24 protein-coding genes and 2 riboswitches are annotated in these 20,636 nt (G+C 42.1%); of the genes, 9 read left to right on the forward strand and 15 right to left on the reverse strand.

What is annotated here, in order from left to right; translation table 11 throughout:
* Window positions 1-23 precede the first annotated feature (23 nt).
* Window positions 24-491 (reverse strand): DinB family protein, encoded by a 468-nt coding sequence (locus tag H2672_RS01555; protein ID WP_222439268.1) that lies wholly within the window; start codon window positions 489-491, stop codon window positions 24-26.
* An 83-nt stretch (window positions 492-574) separates the two neighbouring features.
* Entirely contained in the window at window positions 575-898 is a 324-nt protein-coding gene (locus H2672_RS01560) for a hypothetical protein (RefSeq protein WP_186668209.1), read from the reverse strand.
* Between the two features lie 333 nt (window positions 899-1,231).
* Between H2672_RS01560 and H2672_RS01565 the strand changes: the two genes are divergently transcribed.
* Both H2672_RS01565 and H2672_RS01570 read left to right on the forward strand, forming a co-directional pair.
* Window positions 1,232-1,330 carry a YjcZ family sporulation protein gene (locus H2672_RS01565; protein WP_186668211.1) on the forward strand — a complete coding sequence of 33 codons (99 nt, stop codon included), beginning with the start codon at window positions 1,232-1,234 and terminating at the stop codon, window positions 1,328-1,330.
* A gap of 165 nt (window positions 1,331-1,495) precedes the next feature.
* A complete protein-coding gene (locus H2672_RS01570; protein WP_186668212.1) occupies window positions 1,496-2,140 on the forward strand; it encodes a CPBP family intramembrane glutamic endopeptidase in 645 nt (214 codons plus the stop codon).
* 171 nt (window positions 2,141-2,311) lie between these two features.
* Here H2672_RS01570 and H2672_RS01575 read toward each other — a convergent pair whose 3' ends face one another.
* The 3 genes from H2672_RS01575 to H2672_RS01585 are packed head-to-tail and all read right to left on the reverse strand — an operon-like array spanning window position 2,312 to window position 5,356.
* On the reverse strand, window positions 2,312-4,510 hold the full coding sequence (locus H2672_RS01575; protein WP_186668213.1) for a sensor histidine kinase: 2,199 nt from the start codon (window positions 4,508-4,510) through the stop codon (window positions 2,312-2,314).
* 2 nt (window positions 4,511-4,512) lie between these two features.
* Complete coding sequence (locus H2672_RS01580) at window positions 4,513-4,689, reverse strand: hypothetical protein (protein ID WP_186668214.1); 177 nt, start codon at window positions 4,687-4,689, stop codon at window positions 4,513-4,515.
* Window positions 4,667-5,356 carry a response regulator transcription factor gene (locus H2672_RS01585; RefSeq protein ID WP_186668215.1) on the reverse strand — a complete coding sequence of 230 codons (690 nt, stop codon included), beginning with the start codon at window positions 5,354-5,356 and terminating at the stop codon, window positions 4,667-4,669. The genes H2672_RS01580 and H2672_RS01585 overlap by 23 nt, the downstream gene beginning before the upstream one ends.
* Before the next feature lie 255 nt (window positions 5,357-5,611).
* On the opposite strand from H2672_RS01585, the gene fdhA reads away from it, so the two are divergent.
* Both fdhA and H2672_RS01595 read left to right on the forward strand, forming a co-directional pair.
* Window positions 5,612-6,832 carry a formaldehyde dehydrogenase, glutathione-independent gene (gene fdhA, locus H2672_RS01590; protein WP_186668216.1) on the forward strand — a complete coding sequence of 407 codons (1,221 nt, stop codon included), beginning with the start codon at window positions 5,612-5,614 and terminating at the stop codon, window positions 6,830-6,832.
* A 101-nt stretch (window positions 6,833-6,933) separates the two neighbouring features.
* Window positions 6,934-7,731, forward strand: a complete 798-nt coding sequence (locus H2672_RS01595; protein WP_186668218.1) for an MIP/aquaporin family protein — start codon at window positions 6,934-6,936, stop codon at window positions 7,729-7,731.
* Window positions 7,732-7,983: 252 nt separating this feature from the next.
* Here the strand turns inward: H2672_RS01595 and H2672_RS01600 are convergent, their stop codons facing one another.
* Complete coding sequence (locus H2672_RS01600; RefSeq protein ID WP_186668220.1) at window positions 7,984-8,859, reverse strand: DMT family transporter; 876 nt, start codon at window positions 8,857-8,859, stop codon at window positions 7,984-7,986.
* A 518-nt stretch (window positions 8,860-9,377) separates the two neighbouring features.
* Window positions 9,378-10,007, reverse strand: a complete 630-nt coding sequence (locus tag H2672_RS01605; protein ID WP_186668222.1) for a nitroreductase family protein — start codon at window positions 10,005-10,007, stop codon at window positions 9,378-9,380.
* A 133-nt stretch (window positions 10,008-10,140) separates the two neighbouring features.
* On the opposite strand from H2672_RS01605, the gene H2672_RS01610 reads away from it, so the two are divergent.
* The 4 genes from H2672_RS01610 (at window position 10,141) to H2672_RS01625 (ending at window position 13,214) form a co-directional block, all read left to right on the forward strand.
* Complete coding sequence (locus H2672_RS01610; RefSeq protein WP_370569576.1) at window positions 10,141-10,473, forward strand: winged helix-turn-helix transcriptional regulator; 333 nt, start codon at window positions 10,141-10,143, stop codon at window positions 10,471-10,473.
* A gap of 227 nt (window positions 10,474-10,700) precedes the next feature.
* Window positions 10,701-10,747: riboswitch (PreQ1 riboswitch) on the forward strand.
* A gap of 7 nt (window positions 10,748-10,754) precedes the next feature.
* Window positions 10,755-11,237, forward strand: a complete 483-nt coding sequence (locus H2672_RS01615; RefSeq protein WP_186668223.1) for a QueT transporter family protein — start codon at window positions 10,755-10,757, stop codon at window positions 11,235-11,237.
* A gap of 64 nt (window positions 11,238-11,301) precedes the next feature.
* On the forward strand, window positions 11,302-11,532 hold the full coding sequence (locus H2672_RS01620) for an excisionase family DNA-binding protein (RefSeq protein WP_186668224.1): 231 nt from the start codon (window positions 11,302-11,304) through the stop codon (window positions 11,530-11,532).
* A gap of 191 nt (window positions 11,533-11,723) precedes the next feature.
* Entirely contained in the window at window positions 11,724-13,214 is a 1,491-nt protein-coding gene (locus H2672_RS01625) for a BCCT family transporter (protein ID WP_186668225.1), read from the forward strand.
* 38 nt (window positions 13,215-13,252) lie between these two features.
* On the opposite strand, the gene H2672_RS01630 is transcribed toward H2672_RS01625, so the two are convergent.
* From H2672_RS01630 to H2672_RS01640, 3 genes are read right to left on the reverse strand one after another with little or no spacing between them, the layout of a single operon-like run.
* A complete protein-coding gene (locus H2672_RS01630) occupies window positions 13,253-14,239 on the reverse strand; it encodes a homoserine dehydrogenase (protein ID WP_186668226.1) in 987 nt (328 codons plus the stop codon).
* Window positions 14,197-15,063: a homoserine O-acetyltransferase family protein gene (locus H2672_RS01635; protein WP_186668227.1), complete on the reverse strand. Its 867-nt coding sequence runs from the start codon at window positions 15,061-15,063 to the stop codon at window positions 14,197-14,199. The genes H2672_RS01630 and H2672_RS01635 overlap by 43 nt, the downstream gene beginning before the upstream one ends.
* A gap of 30 nt (window positions 15,064-15,093) precedes the next feature.
* The gene (locus H2672_RS01640) at window positions 15,094-16,383 is read right to left on the reverse strand and encodes an O-acetylhomoserine aminocarboxypropyltransferase/cysteine synthase family protein (protein WP_186668228.1); all 1,290 of its coding nucleotides are present in this window, start codon (window positions 16,381-16,383) and stop codon (window positions 15,094-15,096) included.
* A 125-nt stretch (window positions 16,384-16,508) separates the two neighbouring features.
* A riboswitch (SAM riboswitch) is annotated at window positions 16,509-16,624 on the reverse strand.
* Between the two features lie 145 nt (window positions 16,625-16,769).
* Here H2672_RS01640 and H2672_RS01645 point away from each other — a divergent pair.
* Window positions 16,770-17,393: a glycerol-3-phosphate acyltransferase gene (locus H2672_RS01645; RefSeq protein ID WP_186668230.1), complete on the forward strand. Its 624-nt coding sequence runs from the start codon at window positions 16,770-16,772 to the stop codon at window positions 17,391-17,393.
* Window positions 17,394-17,454: 61 nt separating this feature from the next.
* Here the strand turns inward: H2672_RS01645 and H2672_RS01650 are convergent, their stop codons facing one another.
* The 5 genes from H2672_RS01650 to H2672_RS01670 form a co-directional block, all read right to left on the reverse strand.
* Entirely contained in the window at window positions 17,455-18,228 is a 774-nt protein-coding gene (locus H2672_RS01650; protein WP_186668232.1) for a sulfite exporter TauE/SafE family protein, read from the reverse strand.
* A 63-nt stretch (window positions 18,229-18,291) separates the two neighbouring features.
* On the reverse strand, window positions 18,292-18,519 hold the full coding sequence (locus H2672_RS01655) for a sulfurtransferase TusA family protein (RefSeq protein WP_186668233.1): 228 nt from the start codon (window positions 18,517-18,519) through the stop codon (window positions 18,292-18,294).
* 28 nt (window positions 18,520-18,547) lie between these two features.
* Window positions 18,548-19,675, reverse strand: coding sequence for an MBL fold metallo-hydrolase (locus H2672_RS01660; protein ID WP_186668235.1), 1,128 nt, complete (start codon window positions 19,673-19,675; stop codon window positions 18,548-18,550).
* 33 nt (window positions 19,676-19,708) lie between these two features.
* The gene (locus H2672_RS01665) at window positions 19,709-20,275 is read right to left on the reverse strand and encodes a sulfurtransferase TusA family protein (protein ID WP_186668237.1); all 567 of its coding nucleotides are present in this window, start codon (window positions 20,273-20,275) and stop codon (window positions 19,709-19,711) included.
* A 58-nt stretch (window positions 20,276-20,333) separates the two neighbouring features.
* Window positions 20,334-20,630: a rhodanese-like domain-containing protein gene (locus H2672_RS01670; RefSeq protein WP_186668240.1), complete on the reverse strand. Its 297-nt coding sequence runs from the start codon at window positions 20,628-20,630 to the stop codon at window positions 20,334-20,336.
* Window positions 20,631-20,636: the final 6 nt, after the last annotated feature.

A 20,636-nucleotide genomic window follows, 5' to 3' on the forward strand; every position in this document is an offset into this window, starting at 1 on the left:
CTTATTTTTTTAATGAATTATTCTTATGCCAAGCGGTTCAATGCATTAATCATGCCTGCATGAACGCCTTCATGCCACACTGCAAATTGAACGACCGCCTCAACTGTCGCCATCGTATGCAAGGGCCCAATTGACATCGGTTCCTGTAACGTATTGTGCTGATTGCCTTCAAGCGCTTTTTCGACACGCTCTGGTTGTGCCTCTAAAGCCGTGAGGAGCTCGTCCATTGATGGGGCATTTCCTTGCCAATCGTTAGGTCCTGACCCCGACACAAAGAGAGGAATCCATTCAGGATGGACAGGTTCATAACCTTCCACTGCTTTTTGAACGAGTGTTTCCATCGTTACAAAAATATGGCCCGCATTCCAACGAATCGTGTTATTGAATCCTGTTGGTTGTGCGTCCCAAGCCTCTGTTTTTGACTTTACAAGACGTCCAAGTGTATAAATACGTGTGAATTTTAACTGATTCATTGTTTCGATGATAATCATTCCTTTCTTTGCTTCTCTGCTACCCTATCGCATCTTATCGGCAAACCAAAACGATCGCTCCAAAAGGAACGACCGCTACTAAGTCATGGTTTAAATGGATCCTCATTCGGTTTCTCTTCATTCCATTTATCGTGTGTTTCTTGATCAAACTTGCTGTCTTCTTTTTGTTTTTCTCCAGATGGGTATTGTTCGCCCGACTTCGGCTTATTATAACCCGTGTCTGTTTTGTATGTTCCATATGCTGACTGTTCGTTCTCACCAGTCTTGACCAAGGTGTTTTTTCTAAAGACATCCGATGTATTCGAATCGGATGGATCCGCGAGTGGAAGCTCATCGGAATTAGCTGCCCCTTTCACTTTCGGTTCAAGATCTTCTTTGTTTGGGTACTTACCATCTGATTTTGTCATAGTATCTATTGATCCTCCTTCTTCGAATAGCAATTCGGAGAACGGCCTTTCCACTTCGGTATCGGTGCACCTAATGGATGCCCACCACTTTCCCGAATAGTGATTCGATTCCCACATTTTAAATTAATGATACAACACATTTCATCAAACAAGCAAGTAGAATCCCATTATCCACGACAGGATGGCCACTCCAATTCCCGCGTCTTGCTAAACTATTCCACTAAATGACCGAAAGCAAACATTTTTTCAACAGACGTAAAGGCGTTTGTACTTATCGCCTAGTAATCTGTTTGCATAAGCTAAATTAGACCATTCATGAAAGGAGTGTTGACAATGGGTCAATACGGGGGATCTGAGGGCGGAAGCTCGTTTGCGTTAATTATTGTGCTTTTCATCCTGTTAATTATTATTGGTGCTTGCTTTATTGGTTAATTAAGGATGTTAGGCATCAAGTACCAAGCACTTGCTAGCATTATATCTTTTCTTAGGGAGCGCTTGAAAAGCGCTCCCTTTCTATATTTCCATTTTATTCATTTCAATGAAACCTAATACATTAATTAGTCGTCAAATACTGAATCAGTGATTGGAGGTTCTACTATGATACAGGGAATTATTTTATCGTTATTGAGCATCATTTTTCTACTGTGGATTGAACAATCCGTAGAAGTTGCATACATATGGAAAACAGTGGCGAAAATGATTCTTTTCCTAATCCTCCCACTCATTTTATTCCGCAAGGCGGAATTCCCATTCTTACGATTGCGCCAAACTGATCGAAAAAGCATGATGACCGCGATTGGTTCTGGGGTTGCAATCATGGGGATTATCATCATCGCGTTCATCTTCTTACAGCCCTTCATAGACATTGATGCGCTTCTAGCTGACCTTGCTGGCGCAGGTATAACGACTACAACATTCCCGTTCATCGCCCTCTATATATTGTTCGGTAATTCGATGTTAGAGGAATTTTACTTCCGCGGTCTGTTGCCAAATCTTGTTGGCGAGTCTCGGATTCGGTTTATTTTACCATCATTCCTGTTTGCCATTTATCATATCTCGATTTTTCTTCCATGGTTCAACCCAACTCTTCTTATACTCGCTGTGACAGGGCTCTGGGTCGGCGGAGTTATCTTTCAACTCGCCAATGAAAAAAGTGGAACAATATTGCCCTCTTGGATAATTCACATGAGTTCAGATATTGGCGTATTACTCATCGGTGTCTATATCATGTATTTCTATTGAATAAGACTGCAAAATAACTATTCAAATAAAGAACTCCATTCAAATCGCAACTGTGCTAGGGGATGCCTTCGCTCAGTATATATATAGGTAGTCATTGTGAAAAATAAAGCTGTACGCATTACCCCTCTGTATAAGGACGTTGCGTACAGCTTATTATTATATATATATTTGTTAGACCGCCACGACGACCGTTACTTTGAATAAATCCCCATCTACTTCGATTTTCATATTCCCATTATGCAAATCAACGATGGATTGCGCAATTGCAAGGCCAAGCCCTGAGCCATCTGTATGGCGTGACGTATCCGCCCGTTTAAAGCGTTCATATAATTCGTCGGTATTTTCACCGAGCTCGTACTTCGTCACATTTTTCACGACGAATTCGGCCGTATCGCCTACTTTTCGCAGCGTAATATAGACGCGGGTGCCTGGCAATGTGTACTTGATGGCATTGACAATTAAGTTATCCAAAACGCGCCACCATCTTTTCCCGTCTAGATAAGCAACGACCGCAGCATCAGGGAAATTCACCCTAAAGTCTAGTCCTGATTTCGAAATTTCTTCTTCATGCTCCGCAAGGGCTTGCTGAAGTAACTGCGTCATATCAACACGCTGCTTGTTAAGCTCCAAGTTACCACTTGCCATTTTCGATACTTCGAATAAATCCTCGATTAATGTCTTCAAACGCTGTGATTTTTTATCTAAAATATCTACATACTTAGTACGTTCTTCGGCTGTAATGTCTTCCTTTTTCAGGAGATCCGTATACGTAATAATTGACGTCAATGGTGTCCGAAGATCATGACTGACATTCGTAATAAGCTCCGTTTTTAGACGTTCACTTTTCGCTTGTTCAGTCATTGAATTACGGACACCTTCACGCAAATTATTCAAATTCTTAGCGTGTTCGGCAAGTGGTGATTTCCCTTCAACCTTAATTTCTTCATGAAGACGTCCTGCCGCCATCGCTTCTGTCGCCACCATTATTCGGTTTAAGTACGCTGACCGTTTCACCAATGTGAAGAGTGCTGGTAAGCCTAGAAACAGAACGGCTGGAATGTAGACAATTAGAGATGCAGGCATAAGAAGTACGACTATGAAACCAATTCCAGCAAGGAAAAAGCCGGTTAGTAATATAAGTGTTTGAATACCGATTGATTTTTTCAAGAACATATCATGAAAAGTCTTGCAGAAGCCCACTGTATAACTATCTGCAATGTCCTTTTCAAGTATCCCGTCCCTTTTCAGCCGATCAACGAAATTAACGAGTTGGAATACAACTGCCAATAGGAACAGAAGTAAAAAGGCAAACTGGATTATGTTCATAATCCACGTATTGAGACTGTTGTTAAAAAAGAAATAATGAAATCTGCCAGAAACGACATTTAGTACGGCGTACATCGCCAAAATAGAAATAAACAATAAGACCACTTTCATATCAACTTTAAATTGGTTATATTTATCAGATAATCTGTTTCCCGTAACCCACTCACGATTAAATCGAAGTTTTGTGAATAATGCAACCGACGCAAGTGCTCCAACTAACCAAAGAACAAACGAGAAATATTTGTTTTGGTTGTATCGCTTTACCTGGTGACTAAGTAGCTCCTCTTTCAATGCACTTATCGGGACGATGACCTTGCCTTCGAATGTTCGTGCGGGGTTACTAATTAACAACATATCGTTCCATTCTAAATTAGTAGTGCTGTCCCCATAACCCACTGAGCTCCAATTTCTCTCCACAGGTAATGACTGTGCTGTAAAATAACCCTTAGCTCCATCAAATGTCCTCTTATATGCGGCAGGAGCATCGATGTTCCCCGAAGAGAATGTTTCTCCTGTTTTAGTATCTTTGAATTCATATACGACTGGGAAACTTTCAAAACTAACCCTATGATTTTCAACCAAATAGCGCTTCAAAATAGATGCTTTTTCAGCCCTAATTTTTGCTTCTACATGCACATCACTTTCAAAGTTTTTGCGGATATCATCAATTTTTATATCTCTGGCCTCTATTAAAGCGGTTTTCACCTTTTCATTTTTCGCCGCTTCTGCGTCAGCAATCCGATCCGTGTATTGGTCTTGAATATTTGTGATTTGCTCAGACAGGGTTCCGAACCTGCTTCGATGTGCTTCAATTTCCTCCTTTTCTACTGTAATCGTTTTTTCTGCTTCTTCCATATCAATTGGATTCAATATGGTCGGTCCGATACTTTCATAAAATGCGTCCATATTGGCTTTAAAATCATCTGTATCTACATAACTTTTCCCGACAAACTTTGGACCGGTCTGTACAATCGAAATGAGTGCCAGTAAAAATACAGATACAAGCACAGCCCATAATAGTAGGGGTGATTTATTATTCTTCATCGTTAAACGCCTCCTTTGACTAGCCGGTTAAATTGGGCAATTGCCCGGTTCGAACGTTCCACACCATTACCAACTAAATCGATGATGTGGGAGAAACAATAACCAATACTCAGTGCAGCAATAACAATTGCAAGAATTGACCAAAAAGCAGTGTAATCATTTTTCGATTTTGTAACCAATGCCCCACACCACCTTTACATATCTCGGATTTTTCGGATCTGCTTCGATTTTTTCGCGAATTTTACGTATATGGACAGCAACAATATTTTCAGCATTGTACGCCGCCTCGTTCCAGACGCGTTCATAGATTTCATTGATGGAAAACACGCGCCCCGCATTTTTCATTAGCAATTCTGTGATTTTGTACTCAATGGGCGTCAACTTCACAACATCGCCCTCGACCGTTATTTCCTTCGCTTCTTCATCAAGAACAAGACCGTCAACTTCAATTTTTTTCTGACCGTCATACGTACCAAATTGAATATAACGACGTAATTGCGACTTCACCCGCGCCATCAACTCCATTGGATGGAACGGTTTGGTTACATAATCATCGGCGCCAACAGACAAACCGTGAATTTTATCAGAGTCCTCCGCTTTTGCACTTAACATGATAATCGGGATATTGCGCGCTTCCCTAATTTTGAATGTCGCTGTAATACCATCCATGTTCGGCATCATAATATCGAGAATGAGAAGATGGACGTCGTTCGCCTCCAATAACTCGAGCGCCTCTTTGCCATCCGCAGCCTTTAGTACGTTGTATCCTTCATTTTTCAAATAAATTTCAATCCCGTCACGGATATCCTGATCGTCATCCGCTACCAACACCGTGAACTTCGCCATCTTCCGCACCTCGCTTTTCTTAACTCTATGATACCTATTGTACCCGCCAAATCTTAACAATTACCAACTGTAATTATGAAGAAAGTCTTAAGGTGAGTTATATCAGAATTTTAAACAAACACATTTAATCGATGTTTTATGTTTGTTTTTGAATTGACTAAGTGACTGTCACCCAGTCAATTCAAATGATTTTTGCATGTTTGGACAGAGACTTACATATTGATAGGGTGTATGGACAAACTACTATTGGGGGTAATGTTAATGTCAAACCGTGCTGTTGTATACAATAAGCCAGGAATAGTTTCAATTGAAAATATTGGCTTTCCGGACTTGGTGTTACGGGATGGACCCGGGGTAAACCCATTGAATGTCGGACGCAAGTGTGATCACGGGGTCATTCTAAAAGTGGTTGCTACGAATATTTGCGGGAGTGATCAGCACATGGTGCGCGGTAGGACAACTGCACCAAGCGGTCTAGCATTAGGACACGAGATTACCGGCGAAGTCATTGAGGCAGGTCGGGATGTGGAATTCATGAAAGTCGGAGATCTTGTCTCCGTACCTTTTAATATCGCTTGTGGTCGCTGTAGAAATTGCAAATCACAAGACACTCATATTTGTGAAAATGTAAATCCAGACCGCCCTGGATCAGCTTACGGTTATGTTGATATGGGTGGCTGGGTCGGCGGACAATCGGAGTATGTAATGGTTCCTTATGCTGATTTCCAGCTATTAAAGTTTCCAGATAAAGCACAAGCAATGGAAAAAATTCTTGATTTGGCTATGCTATCAGATATTTTCCCTACAGGATTTCATGGAGCATACAGCGCTGGAGTCACAATCGGTTCGACGGTGTATATTGCTGGTGCCGGCCCTGTAGGATTAGCAGCCGCTCATTCAGCACAACTACTAGGTGCTTCATGTGTCATTGTAGGAGATATGATTGAAGAACGATTGGCACAAGCGAGAAGCTTCGGGTGTGAAACGATCAATCTTAGTCAGCATGATGATATAGGCGAACAAATTGCACAAATTCTTGGAACTCCTGAAGTTGACTGTGCTGTTGACTGTGTCGGGTTCGAAGCACACGGAAACGGACCAAATCGTGGTGAAGCACCTGCGGCTGTTCTTAACTCGATTATGGAAGTGACACGCGCTGGAGGAAAGTTAGGTATTCCAGGTTTATACGTAACGGGAGACCCAGGAGCAACTGATGAAGATGCCAAATTCGGGACGCTGAAAATTCGAATGGGACTAGGGTGGGCAAAAGCACATCATTTTGTTACAGGGCAAACGCCTGTCATGAAATACCATGAATTTTTAATGAAATCAATACTGAGCGGTAAAGCTCAAATTGCCAAGGCAGTGAATGCTACGCTTATCTCATTAGAAGAAGCACCGAATGGATACCAAGTTTTTGATAAGGGTGCAGCGAAAAAGTTCGTTATCGATCCACACGGATTGATAAAAAGATAACTCGTTTAACATAGATGACATCCACGACAAAAACTTCGGAAGTTCGAAAATTAGCTGTGGATGTTTTTCTATCCCGTATCGACAATCAGGGGGGATTTCCTATGTCGGCATTTTTAGGTGAATTAGTTGGAACGATGATCCTAGTGATTTTAGGTTGCGGTGTTGTTGGCGGAGTCGTGCTTAATAAAACTAAATCACAAAATTCCGGCTGGATTGTGATCACGATGGGCTTTGGACTCGCCGTAGCAGTAGCTATTTATGCGGTAGGCGGGATAAGCGGCGCCCATATTAATCCGGCAGTCACAGTAGGATTAGCCGTAATCGGTGCTTTTCCTTGGGCAAATGTTCCGGCGTATATTTTAGCTCAACTCATTGGAGCATTTATCGGGGCAGTCATTGTTTACATTAATTATTTACCACACTGGAAAGAAACAAACGCTACAGACCAAAAGTTGGCAGTATTTTCAACCAGTCCAGCCATAAGAAAACCACTTTCCAACTTCGTAAGTGAAATGATCGGTACATTCGTACTCGTTCTTGGGATATTAGCGATTGGTGCAAATGAATTTACGGAAGGGCTTAATCCACTTATTGTCGGATTCCTTGTCCTCTCCATTGGTTTGTCACTAGGAGGAACAACCGGCTTTGCCATTAACCCCGCACGTGACTTAGGTCCAAGAATCGCTCACTTTTTCTTACCAATTCCCGGAAAGGGTTCATCTGATTGGCGTTATGCCTGGGTTCCGATTGTTGGTCCATTACTTGGTGGAGTATTTGGAGCTCTGTTTTATCAACAAGTGTTCAGTGGGATAAATTCTGTGACATTTTGGATGGTAGGCTCAATTTGTTTGGTAGCAATTCTAGGTGCACATTTTATGAATAAAATGTGCCAAGCTTAAAAATTTGAATAAAGTCCATTAGCCAGTGAATAATCTGGTGAAACACAAATAAACACCCCCTGCATCGATTTAGTTAGTAACTAAATCGACTAAACAGGAGGGTGTTTTCTTATAAGGACAAGAAGGTCAATTTCTATCTAAGACACCAATATAGACCCGTTTTATCACAACAAAGCTGTATTTCTAGTTTTCGTATTGTACAAACATACATAATTGTTCAAACATCCATGTTTATCTAGGTGCCTGTCATCTTTACAATGGACTTTTGACTTTTCTACCACTCAACGTCAACACAAGAATCCCACCAAGCAACATCGCGATCCCCATCCAAGACGTTCCATTCAGTCGCTCTCCTACAACAATTACACTCAATATAGCAGCAGTAAGTGGTTCAGCAAGTGACAGCGTGACTGCTGACGATGAAGGTATCCGTTTCAATCCTGCAGAAAAGAGGATATATGCCACACTGGTTGTGATTATTCCAAGATACAACACAACAGAAATTCCACGCCCTGTCATGAGCCCTTCCGTTTCGAATAAAAACAAGAATGGCATGAGCATTATCGCACTCATCGAAAAGATAACCGCAACAGCAGGCACAGGATCTACCTTTTCTAGCACGTCTTTATTGACGAGGGTATAAAAGGCAAACAACAAACCAGCTCCAAGTGACATCGCAATTCCCACTGGATTAACAACGATACCATCTTTATTTAAAAAGAGCAGTGCACACCCTATAATTGCAAGTGCTGTCGCCATAATCCACACTCGGGTGGGACGGCGTTTTACTAATAACCATTCAATGATTCCGGAAAAAACTGGAGCACTCCCGATTGTGACGACCGTGCCGATAGCAACCCCCGTTAATCTGACAGAAGAAAAAAATAAATATTGAAAAATAGCCATTGAAATAGCTGCGTACAGGGTAGATTTCCACGGCCAATTTCGAAAATCGATTTTACGCATAATGAGCAAAATAACTAGTAATGAAAAACCCCCTACTGCAAGCCTTGATGCCCCAACCGCTAACGGATGTATCGTTTGCGGCATAAATGTTTGGGCGGTGCCCGTCGTTCCCCAAAGGATCGCTCCAAACAGCACGACTAGATATGAAATACGTTGTGACAAAGTGATTCCCCCTTACTCTCTCTATAGTAGAAGATACCACAAAAACTAAATTCCCCAACACCTTAATAGTAAATCAAGTCTGTTAATTATCCATTTTATTATATGAAGCATTTGTAAGAAAAACGTGAAAGTATCCATTTTCTCTTGTTCGTTTTCGGCTGACTTTGGATAATAAAAGAATAGCTACCTTTCTATAGGGATTGCAAGTGCCCGAAGATGAAATTTCGGGCACTATACCGCTTTTAATAATGCCTTCCCTACTTATTTTGGGAAAGATAATACAAGTAACAGTGTAACGCCATTTAGAAAGTGACACTTCTATAAAATCGAAAAGGGAATGCTATAAAGTTGGATTAAGTAGCCATTCAGTCCTAACAATCCAACCACCTGTACAAAGAGTCCCTAGTGATTTACCACAAAAGTAAGCAGGGATTTACTGGTTAATCAACACCCGTGATATTAAATGTATTTATACAAAAAGCCCGAAATGTAGGTAGCATCTCGGGCAAAATTCGTTCTTATATAAAACGTACAACCTCATCTAAAGGCAGGCGGGAAGACCCGTAGGCCGGGGCAGCAGCCTTTCCTAAAGCGATCAGTACAACTGGGAATTGATCACCGGGAAGGTCGAATCTCTCAGCAAATTTCACTTTATCAAAGCCACCCATTGGTAAAGTATCATAGCCTTTTTCTTTAGCAATCAACATCAATTGCATAGAAACAAGCCCTGCATCGAAAGAAGCAATGTTCGCCCTTACCTCTCTTGGCATATTTGGATAAACTGCATTCGTACTGGCAATTGTGAGATCCTTAATAGAATCATCCATATGTCCTTCTGCCACGTTTTGTGTATAAATTTGTTCCACTTTCTTATACGCATCTATATTCCCCAAGACCGCAATAACAGCAGAAGAGTCCTCAACGGCAGCTTGATTATTGGCGATTGTCTTCAGTTCCTTCTTCAATTCTGCGTCTTGAAAAACGATAAAGCTCCAAGATTGTAGGTTACTGGATGAAGGAGCGATTGTAGCCAACTTCAGCATTTCTGCAATTTCTTCTTTTCCGATTGTAGCGTTCGGATCGAACACCCTCACTGATTTCCTTGCGTTCATTACACTATATAAATTTGAATCTAATGTTGTAGTCATTGTATTGCCTCCCTTTTCCGACTTACTAATAGTAAGTGATTGCATACAACTTACCATTAGTAAGTTGGATGTGTCAACCCTAACGATACATGTTAAGATAGATGAAAGATAAAGCAGAATGGAGGTTTGACTAGTGAATCGACCGAATGATTGTGGGATTTCATCACATGTCTGCAACAACTTTCACGATACGATTGAATTTATTGGCAAGAGATGGATGGGGGTAATTATTTATACACTGATGTCCGGACCCAAGCGTTTTCATGAAATCACTGAGGGTATTCCAGGGATATCAGATCGACTTTTAACAGAACGGCTAAATGAATTAATCAAAGAAGGCCTTGTTATAAAAAAACAATTGGAGCCTTCTACTATAATTGGATACGAACTTACGGATACCGGGATGGAATTGAAAGAAGTTATTACTGCCATTCGGAACTGGATGGCAAAGCGTACAACCCTTTAGGTTAGAGCGCTAATAAATACCTCCAAAAAGAGCTATTATCCCCTAGAGGTTTAAAGCTCTTTCCCCATTTTCTGACTGACTACATTCATCTATATCTAGTAGAATCATTGCTCCCACTAGGCATCGAACACCAATATTTACCCTCCCCATATTCATACCTCTTCGTTTTTCACATGTATTGACATGTACGAATCAAAAACACTATGATACACTGTATTGCAGGCTTTTAACACGTGGTTCGTCAACCATCCCACGCTAAAAAAACTAGGAGGAAAAGAATAATGAAGATAAAAACAATGGCCATTAGCGGAATTATCGCCGCTTTATATGTAGCTGTATCCCTATTAATAGCACCATTAGCATACGCAGCCATCCAATTTAGGATCCCTGAGATGTTCAACCATCTCGTCGTGTTCAATAAGAAATTTATATTCGGCATTGTACTCGGCGTGTTTGTGACAAACTTATTTTCCCCGCTTGGCATGTATGACCTATTTTTCGGGGTAAGCCAATCAATCCTAGCTCTTTCAATCACAATCTTTTCTGCTAAATTCATATCCGGAATGGTCAAGCGAATGGTCTTCAACACGCTTGTCTTCACCTTTACAATGTTCATCATTGCTTTCGAGTTGAACCTAGCGTTAGGACTACCTTTCCTACTTACTTGGTTAACAGTTGCTATCGGCGAATTTGTTGTCATGGCAATCGGAATTCCGATTATGATAGCTTTGAATAAACGTCTTAATTTCGAAAAGTTGATTTAACCAAAACGTCCCCTGCCACTTTGTCTACAATTGAATTGGCGGGGACTTTTCTAGGAGGGTTACGATGTATATCTCCATTCAAGAAACCGCCGAACACCTAAGCATGCCCGTCGGACAAGTAGAAAAGTACGTGCGGGAAGGTCGTATCCGTTCCGTCCATGATGGGGAACAATTCCTCATTAACAAAGATCAGTTTGGTCTCTATTTGGAACAGCTCGAAATGTTGAAACACCAAATCGATGAATGGCGGAACGAACCAATCCCACCCGATCGTGACATTAAAGATGAAGATTAAAAAACCGGCTGAGGACACACACGTCTTCAGCCGATTTTTTTAAAAATGGGTTTTCATTACGAGTAAGTAGGGTAAAGGAATGAAAATCGCTATAAACGGCAATACTAAACACACCGATTGATTGCTTTAAAAGCACTTTACTAGTATAGTAAGAAGCTGTTTCTAAATTACCAGTTACACGAGGGGGAATTATGAAGAAAATTTCAAATGTCTTTTATATCACAATCGGTCTGATTATTTTGACCGTCGGGTATGGCGCGTTAGCACCCGAGAATTTCGCTGCTGTCACAACTAATGCCAAAAACTTTGTTGCGTCGTCTTTTGGTTGGTACTATATGCTACTCATGTCATTTATGTTAGTACTTAGTTTCTATTTTATCGTCAGTCCATACGGAAAAATCCGACTTGGAAAAGATACGGACCGCCCGCAGTTTTCAACAGTTACATGGGTTGCCATGCTGTTCTCTGCCGGGATGGGAATCGGCCTCGTCTTTTATGGTGCCGCTGAACCGTTATCACACTTTGCAATCAGCCCTGCTTCGGAAGATCCCAATACAGATGCCGCCTTTAAAGAATCCTTACGTCAATCATTCTTCCACTGGGGTATCCACATATGGGCAATGTATGGAGTTACCGCACTATCTCTAGCCTTCTTCCAGTTCCGTAAAGGTGAACCGGGATTAATTTCAGCAACATTGAAGCCGATATTCGGCAAAAAAATGGTTGGTCCGTGGGGTACTCTCGTTGATGTACTCGCCGTTTTTGCGACAGCATTCGGCGTCGCTACATCTCTCGGCTTCGGTGCTGTTCAAATTAATGCAGGCCTCAACTACTTATTTGATGTTAAGATATCTATCTTTTCACAGTTTGTCATCATTGCAGTCATCACGGTCTTGTTCGTGATATCTGCATGGTCTGGGTTAAGCAAAGGTATCAAGTATTTGTCGAATACAAACTTAGTCCTGACACTAGTACTTCTTGGATTTATCGTCGTTCTTGGACCGACATTGCTCATCTTCAATATGTTCACCGATTCATTTGGCGGCTATTTTTCAAACCTTATCCAAATGAGTTTCGGCACAGCGCCTTTGAATTCCACTGATCGGGAATGGCTCGATGGTTGGACAATTTTCTACTGGGCATGGTGGATTGCTTGGGCACCGTTTGTCAGTATGTTCATTGCTCGTATTTCAAAAGGCCGGACAATTAGGGAGTTCATGATTGGCGTACTTGCTGCGCCTACACTCCTGGTTACATTTTGGTTCTCAGCGTTTGGTTCGACAGCGATTGATATCCAGAAAAAAGGACTTGCCGACTTGACAGTACCAAGTACAGAACTAACTATTTTTGAAATGTTCAATGTTATGCCTTTGTCGTTCATAATATCCATTTGTGCGATTTTATTGATTATTTCATTCTTCATCACATCGGCGGATTCAGCAACTTTTGTCCTCGGTATGCAATCAACAAACGGTTCATTGACGCCACCGAATAATGTGAAGCTCATTTGGGGCGTTATTCAGTCGACAATTGCGCTCATTTTGCTATCTGTCAACGGTCTTACCGCTTTGCAAAACACAATTATCATCGCTGCACTACCATTTTCTTTCGTCTTGCTGCTCATGGTTGTCGCATTGCTTAAAGCGTTGAAAGCCGAATTAAAGTTGATGAAATTAAAATAATGACCAAAAAGCGATTCCATATATGGAATCGCTTTTTCTTAACTAGTAACAAGAACTTTTTCACGTTTCCCAATCATTTGAAGGAAGTCCCCAACCATTGCACTCGCCGTTGGGTACATTCCTGCGCCCGGACCAACAAGTGTGAGCGCACCAAGATAATCAGTTTCAACAATAATTGCATTATTTACGCCATCAACACCATATAGCGGATGTTCTGGGCCAATAAGTACCGGCCCCACACTACCGTGCAATATTCCCTTTTCATCAATCAAAATATCAGCGATATGCCGATAACGAAGTTTAGCCTTAGATGCATCCGCTACATCTTCAATTGTAACCTTGTTAATCCCAACAACCGAAACGCCCTGCCAATTTGGTTGACTACCAAAGGCAAGTGCACTCAAAATCATCAGTTTCCGAAAGGCATCTTTGCCACTTATATCGTCCGTTGGATCTGCTTCCGCATAACCAAGCGCCTGTGCTTCATGAAGTGCGGCTTTAAACGGGATTCCCTCTTCCCGCATCTTCGTCAAGATAAAGTTAGAAGTACCATTCAAAACACCTCTAATTCGTCGCACTCGATCTGTCAGTAACAAGTTTGTCACCGTACGGATAATCGGTACACCGCCCGCTGTCGTTGCTTCGTAACCAAAGTGAACTCCGCGGAACTTCGCATGCTTTAGCAACGCTGTACCATGTTTCGCAAACATCGTCTTATTTGCTGTTATAACATGAAAACCATTTTCTATCGCTTCCGAAAGATACGTATAAGCGGGCTCCTCCCCTACAATCGCCTCAAAGATGAAGTCAATGTCCGGATTTGACAAAACTTCCTGAATGTCGTCCGTTATCCTCGTTCCAGGTGTTGCTAGACGCTCTTTCGCCTCATCCCGAACCAAGATAGAAACGATATCGATTACACAGCCGGTTTCTCGTTTAATCTCTTCTTTTCTTTCATTCAAAATCCTATAAATCCCTTCACCTACAGTGCCGAAGCCAAGTAGAGCGACTTTGATTGACGGCATACCGCCACCTCCATGGACTGGTTGATGACAAGTCCCCATTTTTCAAATTCCGTTAAAAAGCTTTCATGGCCATTTTTTGTATTGACCAAACAATAGATTGAATTTGGAATCATATGGACAAACGTTCGAGTTTCTTCCGTCGGACACATCGGATCGTTCGTAAACGCAAAGGCCACTACTTTTGCAGCTATCCGGCTGGAAGCTATTTCAATGCCCCCCCGATCACGGCCGATATCATGTGTATTCATGGCATGGATTAAGGGATAGAAACTCTCCATATCATTTCTGCTATTTCCAAAAGGAGATTGCCTGCTCCCTATTTTAGTTGTTTGCGGCGTCACAGCCATTGGGAATAGAATATCCATATCTTCGGGATACAAAATGCCCCATTCAAGTACACGCATGCCACCAAACGAACCCCCGATGACCGCCCGTAATCTATTGACACCAAGTACCGTCAACGCTCTCCGTTCCGCGTGCACCATATCGCGGATTGTTACTTCCGGAAATAAGTTCCTATAAAACTCACCCGTGGCTGGATTAACAGCTAACGGTCCTGTTGATCCGTTACTTCCGCCAAGTGCGTTAAAAGAGATGACTGATAACCCGTTCGTATCGATACTTTTCCCTCGGCCGACAAGCCCGCTCCACCAACCCGGGTTTTCATCCGTTCCAACTGTCACGTGATTTCCTGTCAAGGAATGACAAACTAAGACGATCGGTCTATCCAGACTGCCTTTTCTTTCATAAGCAAGCTGTACATTTTCTAAGACGACACCGGATTCCAATGTCATGTTACCGATTTCTACAATTCCCGTCTTCACGATTGTCACGCCCTTCCTTTTACCCGAAAATCATACCGTTACTGGTACTGCTAGTTCAATCGCTTGTGCAAGGTCTGCAATAATATCTTCTACAGATTCAAGCCCAACTGATAGTCTGATCAATTCTTCTGTTACGCCCGACTTTTTCAAGTCTTCAGGTCCAAGTTGCTGATGCGTCGTTGAAGCAGGATGAATAATCAGCGATTTTGCATCCCCAACGTTCGCAACATGCGACCAGATCTTAACGTTATCAATTACATTTCGGCCTGCATCGCGTCCACCTTTAATACCAAATACAATAATGGAACCGAAACCGTTTTTCAAGTACTTTTTCGCAAGGTCATAAGATGGGTGATCTTCGTTGCCTGTATATGTTACCCATTCAACAGATGGATGTTTCTTCAAGAACTCCGCTACCTTAACGGCATTTTCATTATGCCTTGTCACACGCAGGTGCAACGTTTCAAGTCCTTGGAGGAAGTTGAATGCACTATCCGGATCTAAGCATGGCCCAAAGTCACGCAAGAGTTGAACGCGTAGCTTAGTCGCAAATGCCGCTGCTGCTGTATCAATTCCGTAACGAAGACCATGATATGATGCATCCGGCTCTGTGAAGCCAGGGAACCTCCCTTGTGTCCAATCGAATGTTCCCGCATCAACAGCAACTCCACCGATTGTCGTACCATGCCCACCAATCCATTTTGTAGCAGAATGGATGACAACATCCGCACCGAACTCAATAGGATTCGAACCATATGGCGATGCAAATGTACTATCTATGAGAAGCGGTAGACCATTTTCATGCGCAATGTTCGCAACCGCTTCAATATCAAGAACATGAAGACCCGGGTTACCGATTGTTTCTGCGAATACGGCTTTTGTTTTATCTGTAATTGCTGCACGGAAATTTTCAGGATCTGTTGCGTCTACGAATTTCACATTAATTCCATAACGCGGTAGCGTAGTGGCGAATAGATTATACGTACCACCGTATAAGTTGCTTGCTGCAACAATTTCATCTCCGGCCCCTGCAACGTTCAAAATGGAAAATGCAATAGCCGCCATGCCAGATGACAATGCAACTGCCGCCGTACCACCTTCAAGAAGCGCAATACGCTCTTCAAAAACTGCAACAGTCGGATTTGTGATGCGTGTGTAGATATTGCCTGCTTCCTGTAGTGCAAATAATTTTTGAGCATGCTCTGTATCACGGAATACAAAAGAAGAGGTTCTATGAATTGGAACTGCGCGTGAACCTGTTACAGGATCCGGTTTTTGTCCACCGTGTAGAAGAAGTGTTTCGGGTTGAAGTTTTGTCATTTTCATTACCTCCAGAGTTTTTTTAGATGGATACGATTGTGATGTACGGAGGCGTTAGGGGTATTTTAGGAATAAAAAATAACCCCCTTCGCTTAAGAAGAGGGTTACGCTTTCGCTTATTCCTCCCCTTATCTTTCAGACCGTTCGCACGAATCTGTAGGAAGTAGCACCTTTGCAAGTTGGTAACTTGCTGGTTGCCGGGCATCGCAGGGCCTATTCCCTCCGCCGCTCTTGATAAGAGTTTGTGATATTCAGTTTTCCATCTTGTGACATAGTATAGTAGATATCTTAATACTTTGTCAATAGTTTATTGAACAATATTTCTGAAACTTGTGTCTATGTGAAATGTTACACTTAATCTATCGCCATTTTAGGGGGAATTTGATATGTGGTTGTGGGTTGTAGGCGTGCTCTTTTGGGGATATGCAGTCGGTTGTCTGCATGGGTCAGTTATCGCGCAGAAAATATCCGGCGTTAATTTGAAAGAAACTGGTGTAAAAAATGCCGGTGCTTCGAATGCGACCATTGTTCTTGGGAAGAAATTCGGCGCACTTGTTGCAGTAATTGATATCGGAAAAGGTGCGGCAGCTGTCTTACTTGTGCGTTATTTCGCAGAAAACGCGGGACTTCTAGGAGACATTTTAGCCTTACTTTTATTCCTCGCAGGTGCAGCAACCGTAATTGGGCATAACTTCCCGTTTTATATGAACTTTAACGGCGGTAAAGGAACCGCGACAATAATTGGTGTACTGCTTGCCATCGATTGGCAAGTTGGACTAATTGGTTTTGCATTGTTTGTCATCGTGGCGCTAGTAACAGACTTTCTCGTGTTTGGTGTGCTGATGCTCTACGTGACACTGATCACGATGGCAGTGTGGGCAGACGGATACTGGCCGGTCGTGATAGCAACCCTGTTATTTGCAATTGCGGTTTGGAAGCATATTGAGAATTTCCAACGGATGAAAGAGCGTAGTGAGAAGCGGGTTTCGACGGTGTTTAAAAAGAAATAGTAATAAACAAAGACAATCCGGTATCGCCCATATAATGAACGATACCGGATTCTCTTTGACTTTAAAAATCCAGCCATATTTTAATAGCTGTCCCCAAAATAAGAATTGCCAATAGCCATTGAAGTACTTTCGTATTCATCTTTTGACCAATTTTCGCCCCAATAGGTGCTGCTATGATACTCGCAACAATCATAACGGCAGCAGGTCCATACAACACTTGATCGGTCGCAACTTTACCGATTGTCGAGCCGATTGAGGATATGAACGTAATGGCGAGCGATGTTGCAATCGTCATTCGCGTAGGTATCTTCAAAACAACCAGCATAATTGGTACGAGAATAAAAGCTCCTGCGGCTCCAACAATTCCTGCAGCAATACCAACAATGAATGCCAACACTGCCGCCAACCACTTATTGAATTTGACTTGATCGACCGGAATGTCATCCAATCCTTTCTTCGGAATGAACATCATAATTGCAGCGATTGTTGCCAATATACCGTAGACCAGGTTGATAGCACCTTCAGATAACAAATTCGAGCCGTATCCGCCGATAAAACTACCTACTAAAATACTCGACCCCATGTACAGAACCAACGATTTATTTATCAAACCACTTTTACGGTACGCCCATACGCCGGAAATCGTTGCGAAAAAGACTTGAATTGCACTTATTCCAGATACTTCATGAGCGGTAAAGACCGCAACACCAAGAAGAGGCGGGATATATAACAGCATCGGATACTTGATAATTGATCCGCCTATCCCGACCATTCCAGAAACAAACGAACCAACAAATCCAATTAAAAATATCGTGATAATAAACGCAACATCCACCCTATTTTCCTCCTTTCAAAAGGAGAAAGGGTATCCTACAAGCAGATACCCTTCCATTTTCAATCAACCTTTTTGAATCCAAAATGTAAATACGCCGGCCTCTTCCGTATGCTTCACTAAGTCATGACCACCTGATTTCGACCATGCAGCTAAATCTGCAACGGATCCTTTATCTGTCGCAAGAATTTCCAATACTTCACCTGTTTCCATTTCCTTCATCACTTTTCTTGCACGTACAACCGGCATTGGACAAGCCAACCCTTTAGCGTCTAATACTTTGTTTGATTTCATATATAATCTCTCCTTAGTTTTTAATAAATTATCTGATTGCACAACGATTTGGTCCAATTTCCATTTCACGTTGTGTTTCTTCATCAGGCGTTAATTTGCCCATATTTGTTTCACGGATTTGCTGGTAAGCATTCGGTTGTGGTGGTAAATTACCTGTTACCATTTCTCTGAATTCTACTTCACTTTCAATATTCAAACCGTGGTTTTCTGCAAATAATGTACCTAGTTTCCCAGAAACACTACCATCGCTATTCAATTCTTCTATGATCATGAAGTGCGCAGGAAGAACAATCAATTCCCCTGACAATTCTTTATAGCGTTTGTACAACGACTCTCGCAAATCGCCAACCCAATCTTCGGCTAAACCAGCAAGGTCGGGGCGTCCGATTGAATCGATGAATAAGATATCGCCTGAAAGTAAATACGTGTCATCTACTATGAATGATGTAGATCCAATTGTATGCCCTGGTGAGTACAAAGGTTGAATGGCAATCGTCGTATCACCGATTGTGATCGTTCGTCCCTCTTCTAATGACTCATAGGCAAATGTCACTTCACTAGCATCTTTTGGCGGCAACCAGTACGTTCCATTTACTGCTTCTGCAATTTTGCGTCCCCCTGAAATATGATCTGCGTGGAGATGTGTATCCAAAATATGCGTAATTTTCACGTCCAACGTTTTCGCGAAATCGATGAATACATCAGTCATCCGTGTTGCATCGACAATTGCCGCTTCCCCGTTCGAAACGATCATGTACGACAAACAACCTTTGCCAATTCGCACGAACTGATACAGCTCTCCGACGTCTTTCAAGTCACCAATTTTCACCGGCTCTAAATGTTCACTCCATGCCTTCATGCCGCCTCGTAAGTAATGGACTGCGCGCCCTTCTTCCGCAATCATTTCCCCAACCATAATAGATGAGCCTTCTTTTGCGCAGACAACGACAATATCTTGATCTGTAGGAAGCTGTTCCAGGATTTCTTCAACCCCATCGAGTAAATCGAAATAAGGGATATTGAGATACTGAATGTTCTTCCCTTCAATTTTCCAATCCGCAAAGGCATCTTCATTACGAACGTCCAGGATGAAAAATGGATCTTGATTCACTACTTTTTTCGCTATTGTACTTGCCGTCATTGGCTGAACTGTCATTTGTATACCCCCTCTAGTAATTTCACTCATTAATTACACAACTTTTTCTGTAGGTCCGTTCCATTCACTCATGCCTGGGATAACGTTTTTCACTTTAATAAATCCGGCTTCAGCAAGTTTCCGAGAAGCTACATCACTGCGGCTACCTGTACGGCATACGACGTAAATTTCCGTTTCTTTATCAAGATTACCGAGTTCACTTTCAAGGTTACCGAGCGGCAATGACTTAGCCCCCGGAATATGATTAAATGCGTATTCTGCCGATTCACGAACATCGAGCACAAGCACTTCACGATTCTCCTCTAAAATGGCTTTCAGTTGCTCATTCGACACGATGTGTGGGTGTTTTTTCTCAACTTGTTCATCTTCGCTTGATTTCCGTACATAATGCGTAAGAACTCCTGCTTCTTCAGTCGTGCCGAGATAATAATGTCCAGAACCCTCAGCCCATGCTTTTAAATCTGCCGTAGAGCCTTTATCAGTCGCCTGCACTTCCAACACTTTTCCCGGTTCCATTTCTTTCATAATCTTTCTCGTTTTGACGATTGGCATTGGACATGCCATTCCTTTTGCGTCAAGAATAAAATCAGTTTTTATCATGTCATCTGCTCCTTTTACTCATGCCCGTATGGGTATATTTTAATATAAAAAAATAGGGTTATTCCACTGAACCTTCCCAGTCAATCATACCGCCAACCATGTTCACTACCTTAAAGCCGTGTCCCTCTAGCAATTGTGTGGCTTTTCCACTACGTCCACCTGAACGGCACACCATTGTGTACTCACTATTTTTATCCAATTCATGCATACGGAATTCCAATAATCCGAGCGGGATATGAATTGCTTGTGGTATTTTCCCTTCTTTCACTTCATCGACTTCACGCACGTCAATCAGGTGAATTGTTTTGTTGGTATTTAACTTTTTTTGAACTTCTAATGGTGTTATTTCAAGCATTTTAAA

The sequence above is a fragment of the Sporosarcina sp. BP05 genome, assembly GCF_014282005.1.
Lineage (GTDB): Bacteria > Bacillota > Bacilli > Bacillales_A > Planococcaceae > Sporosarcina.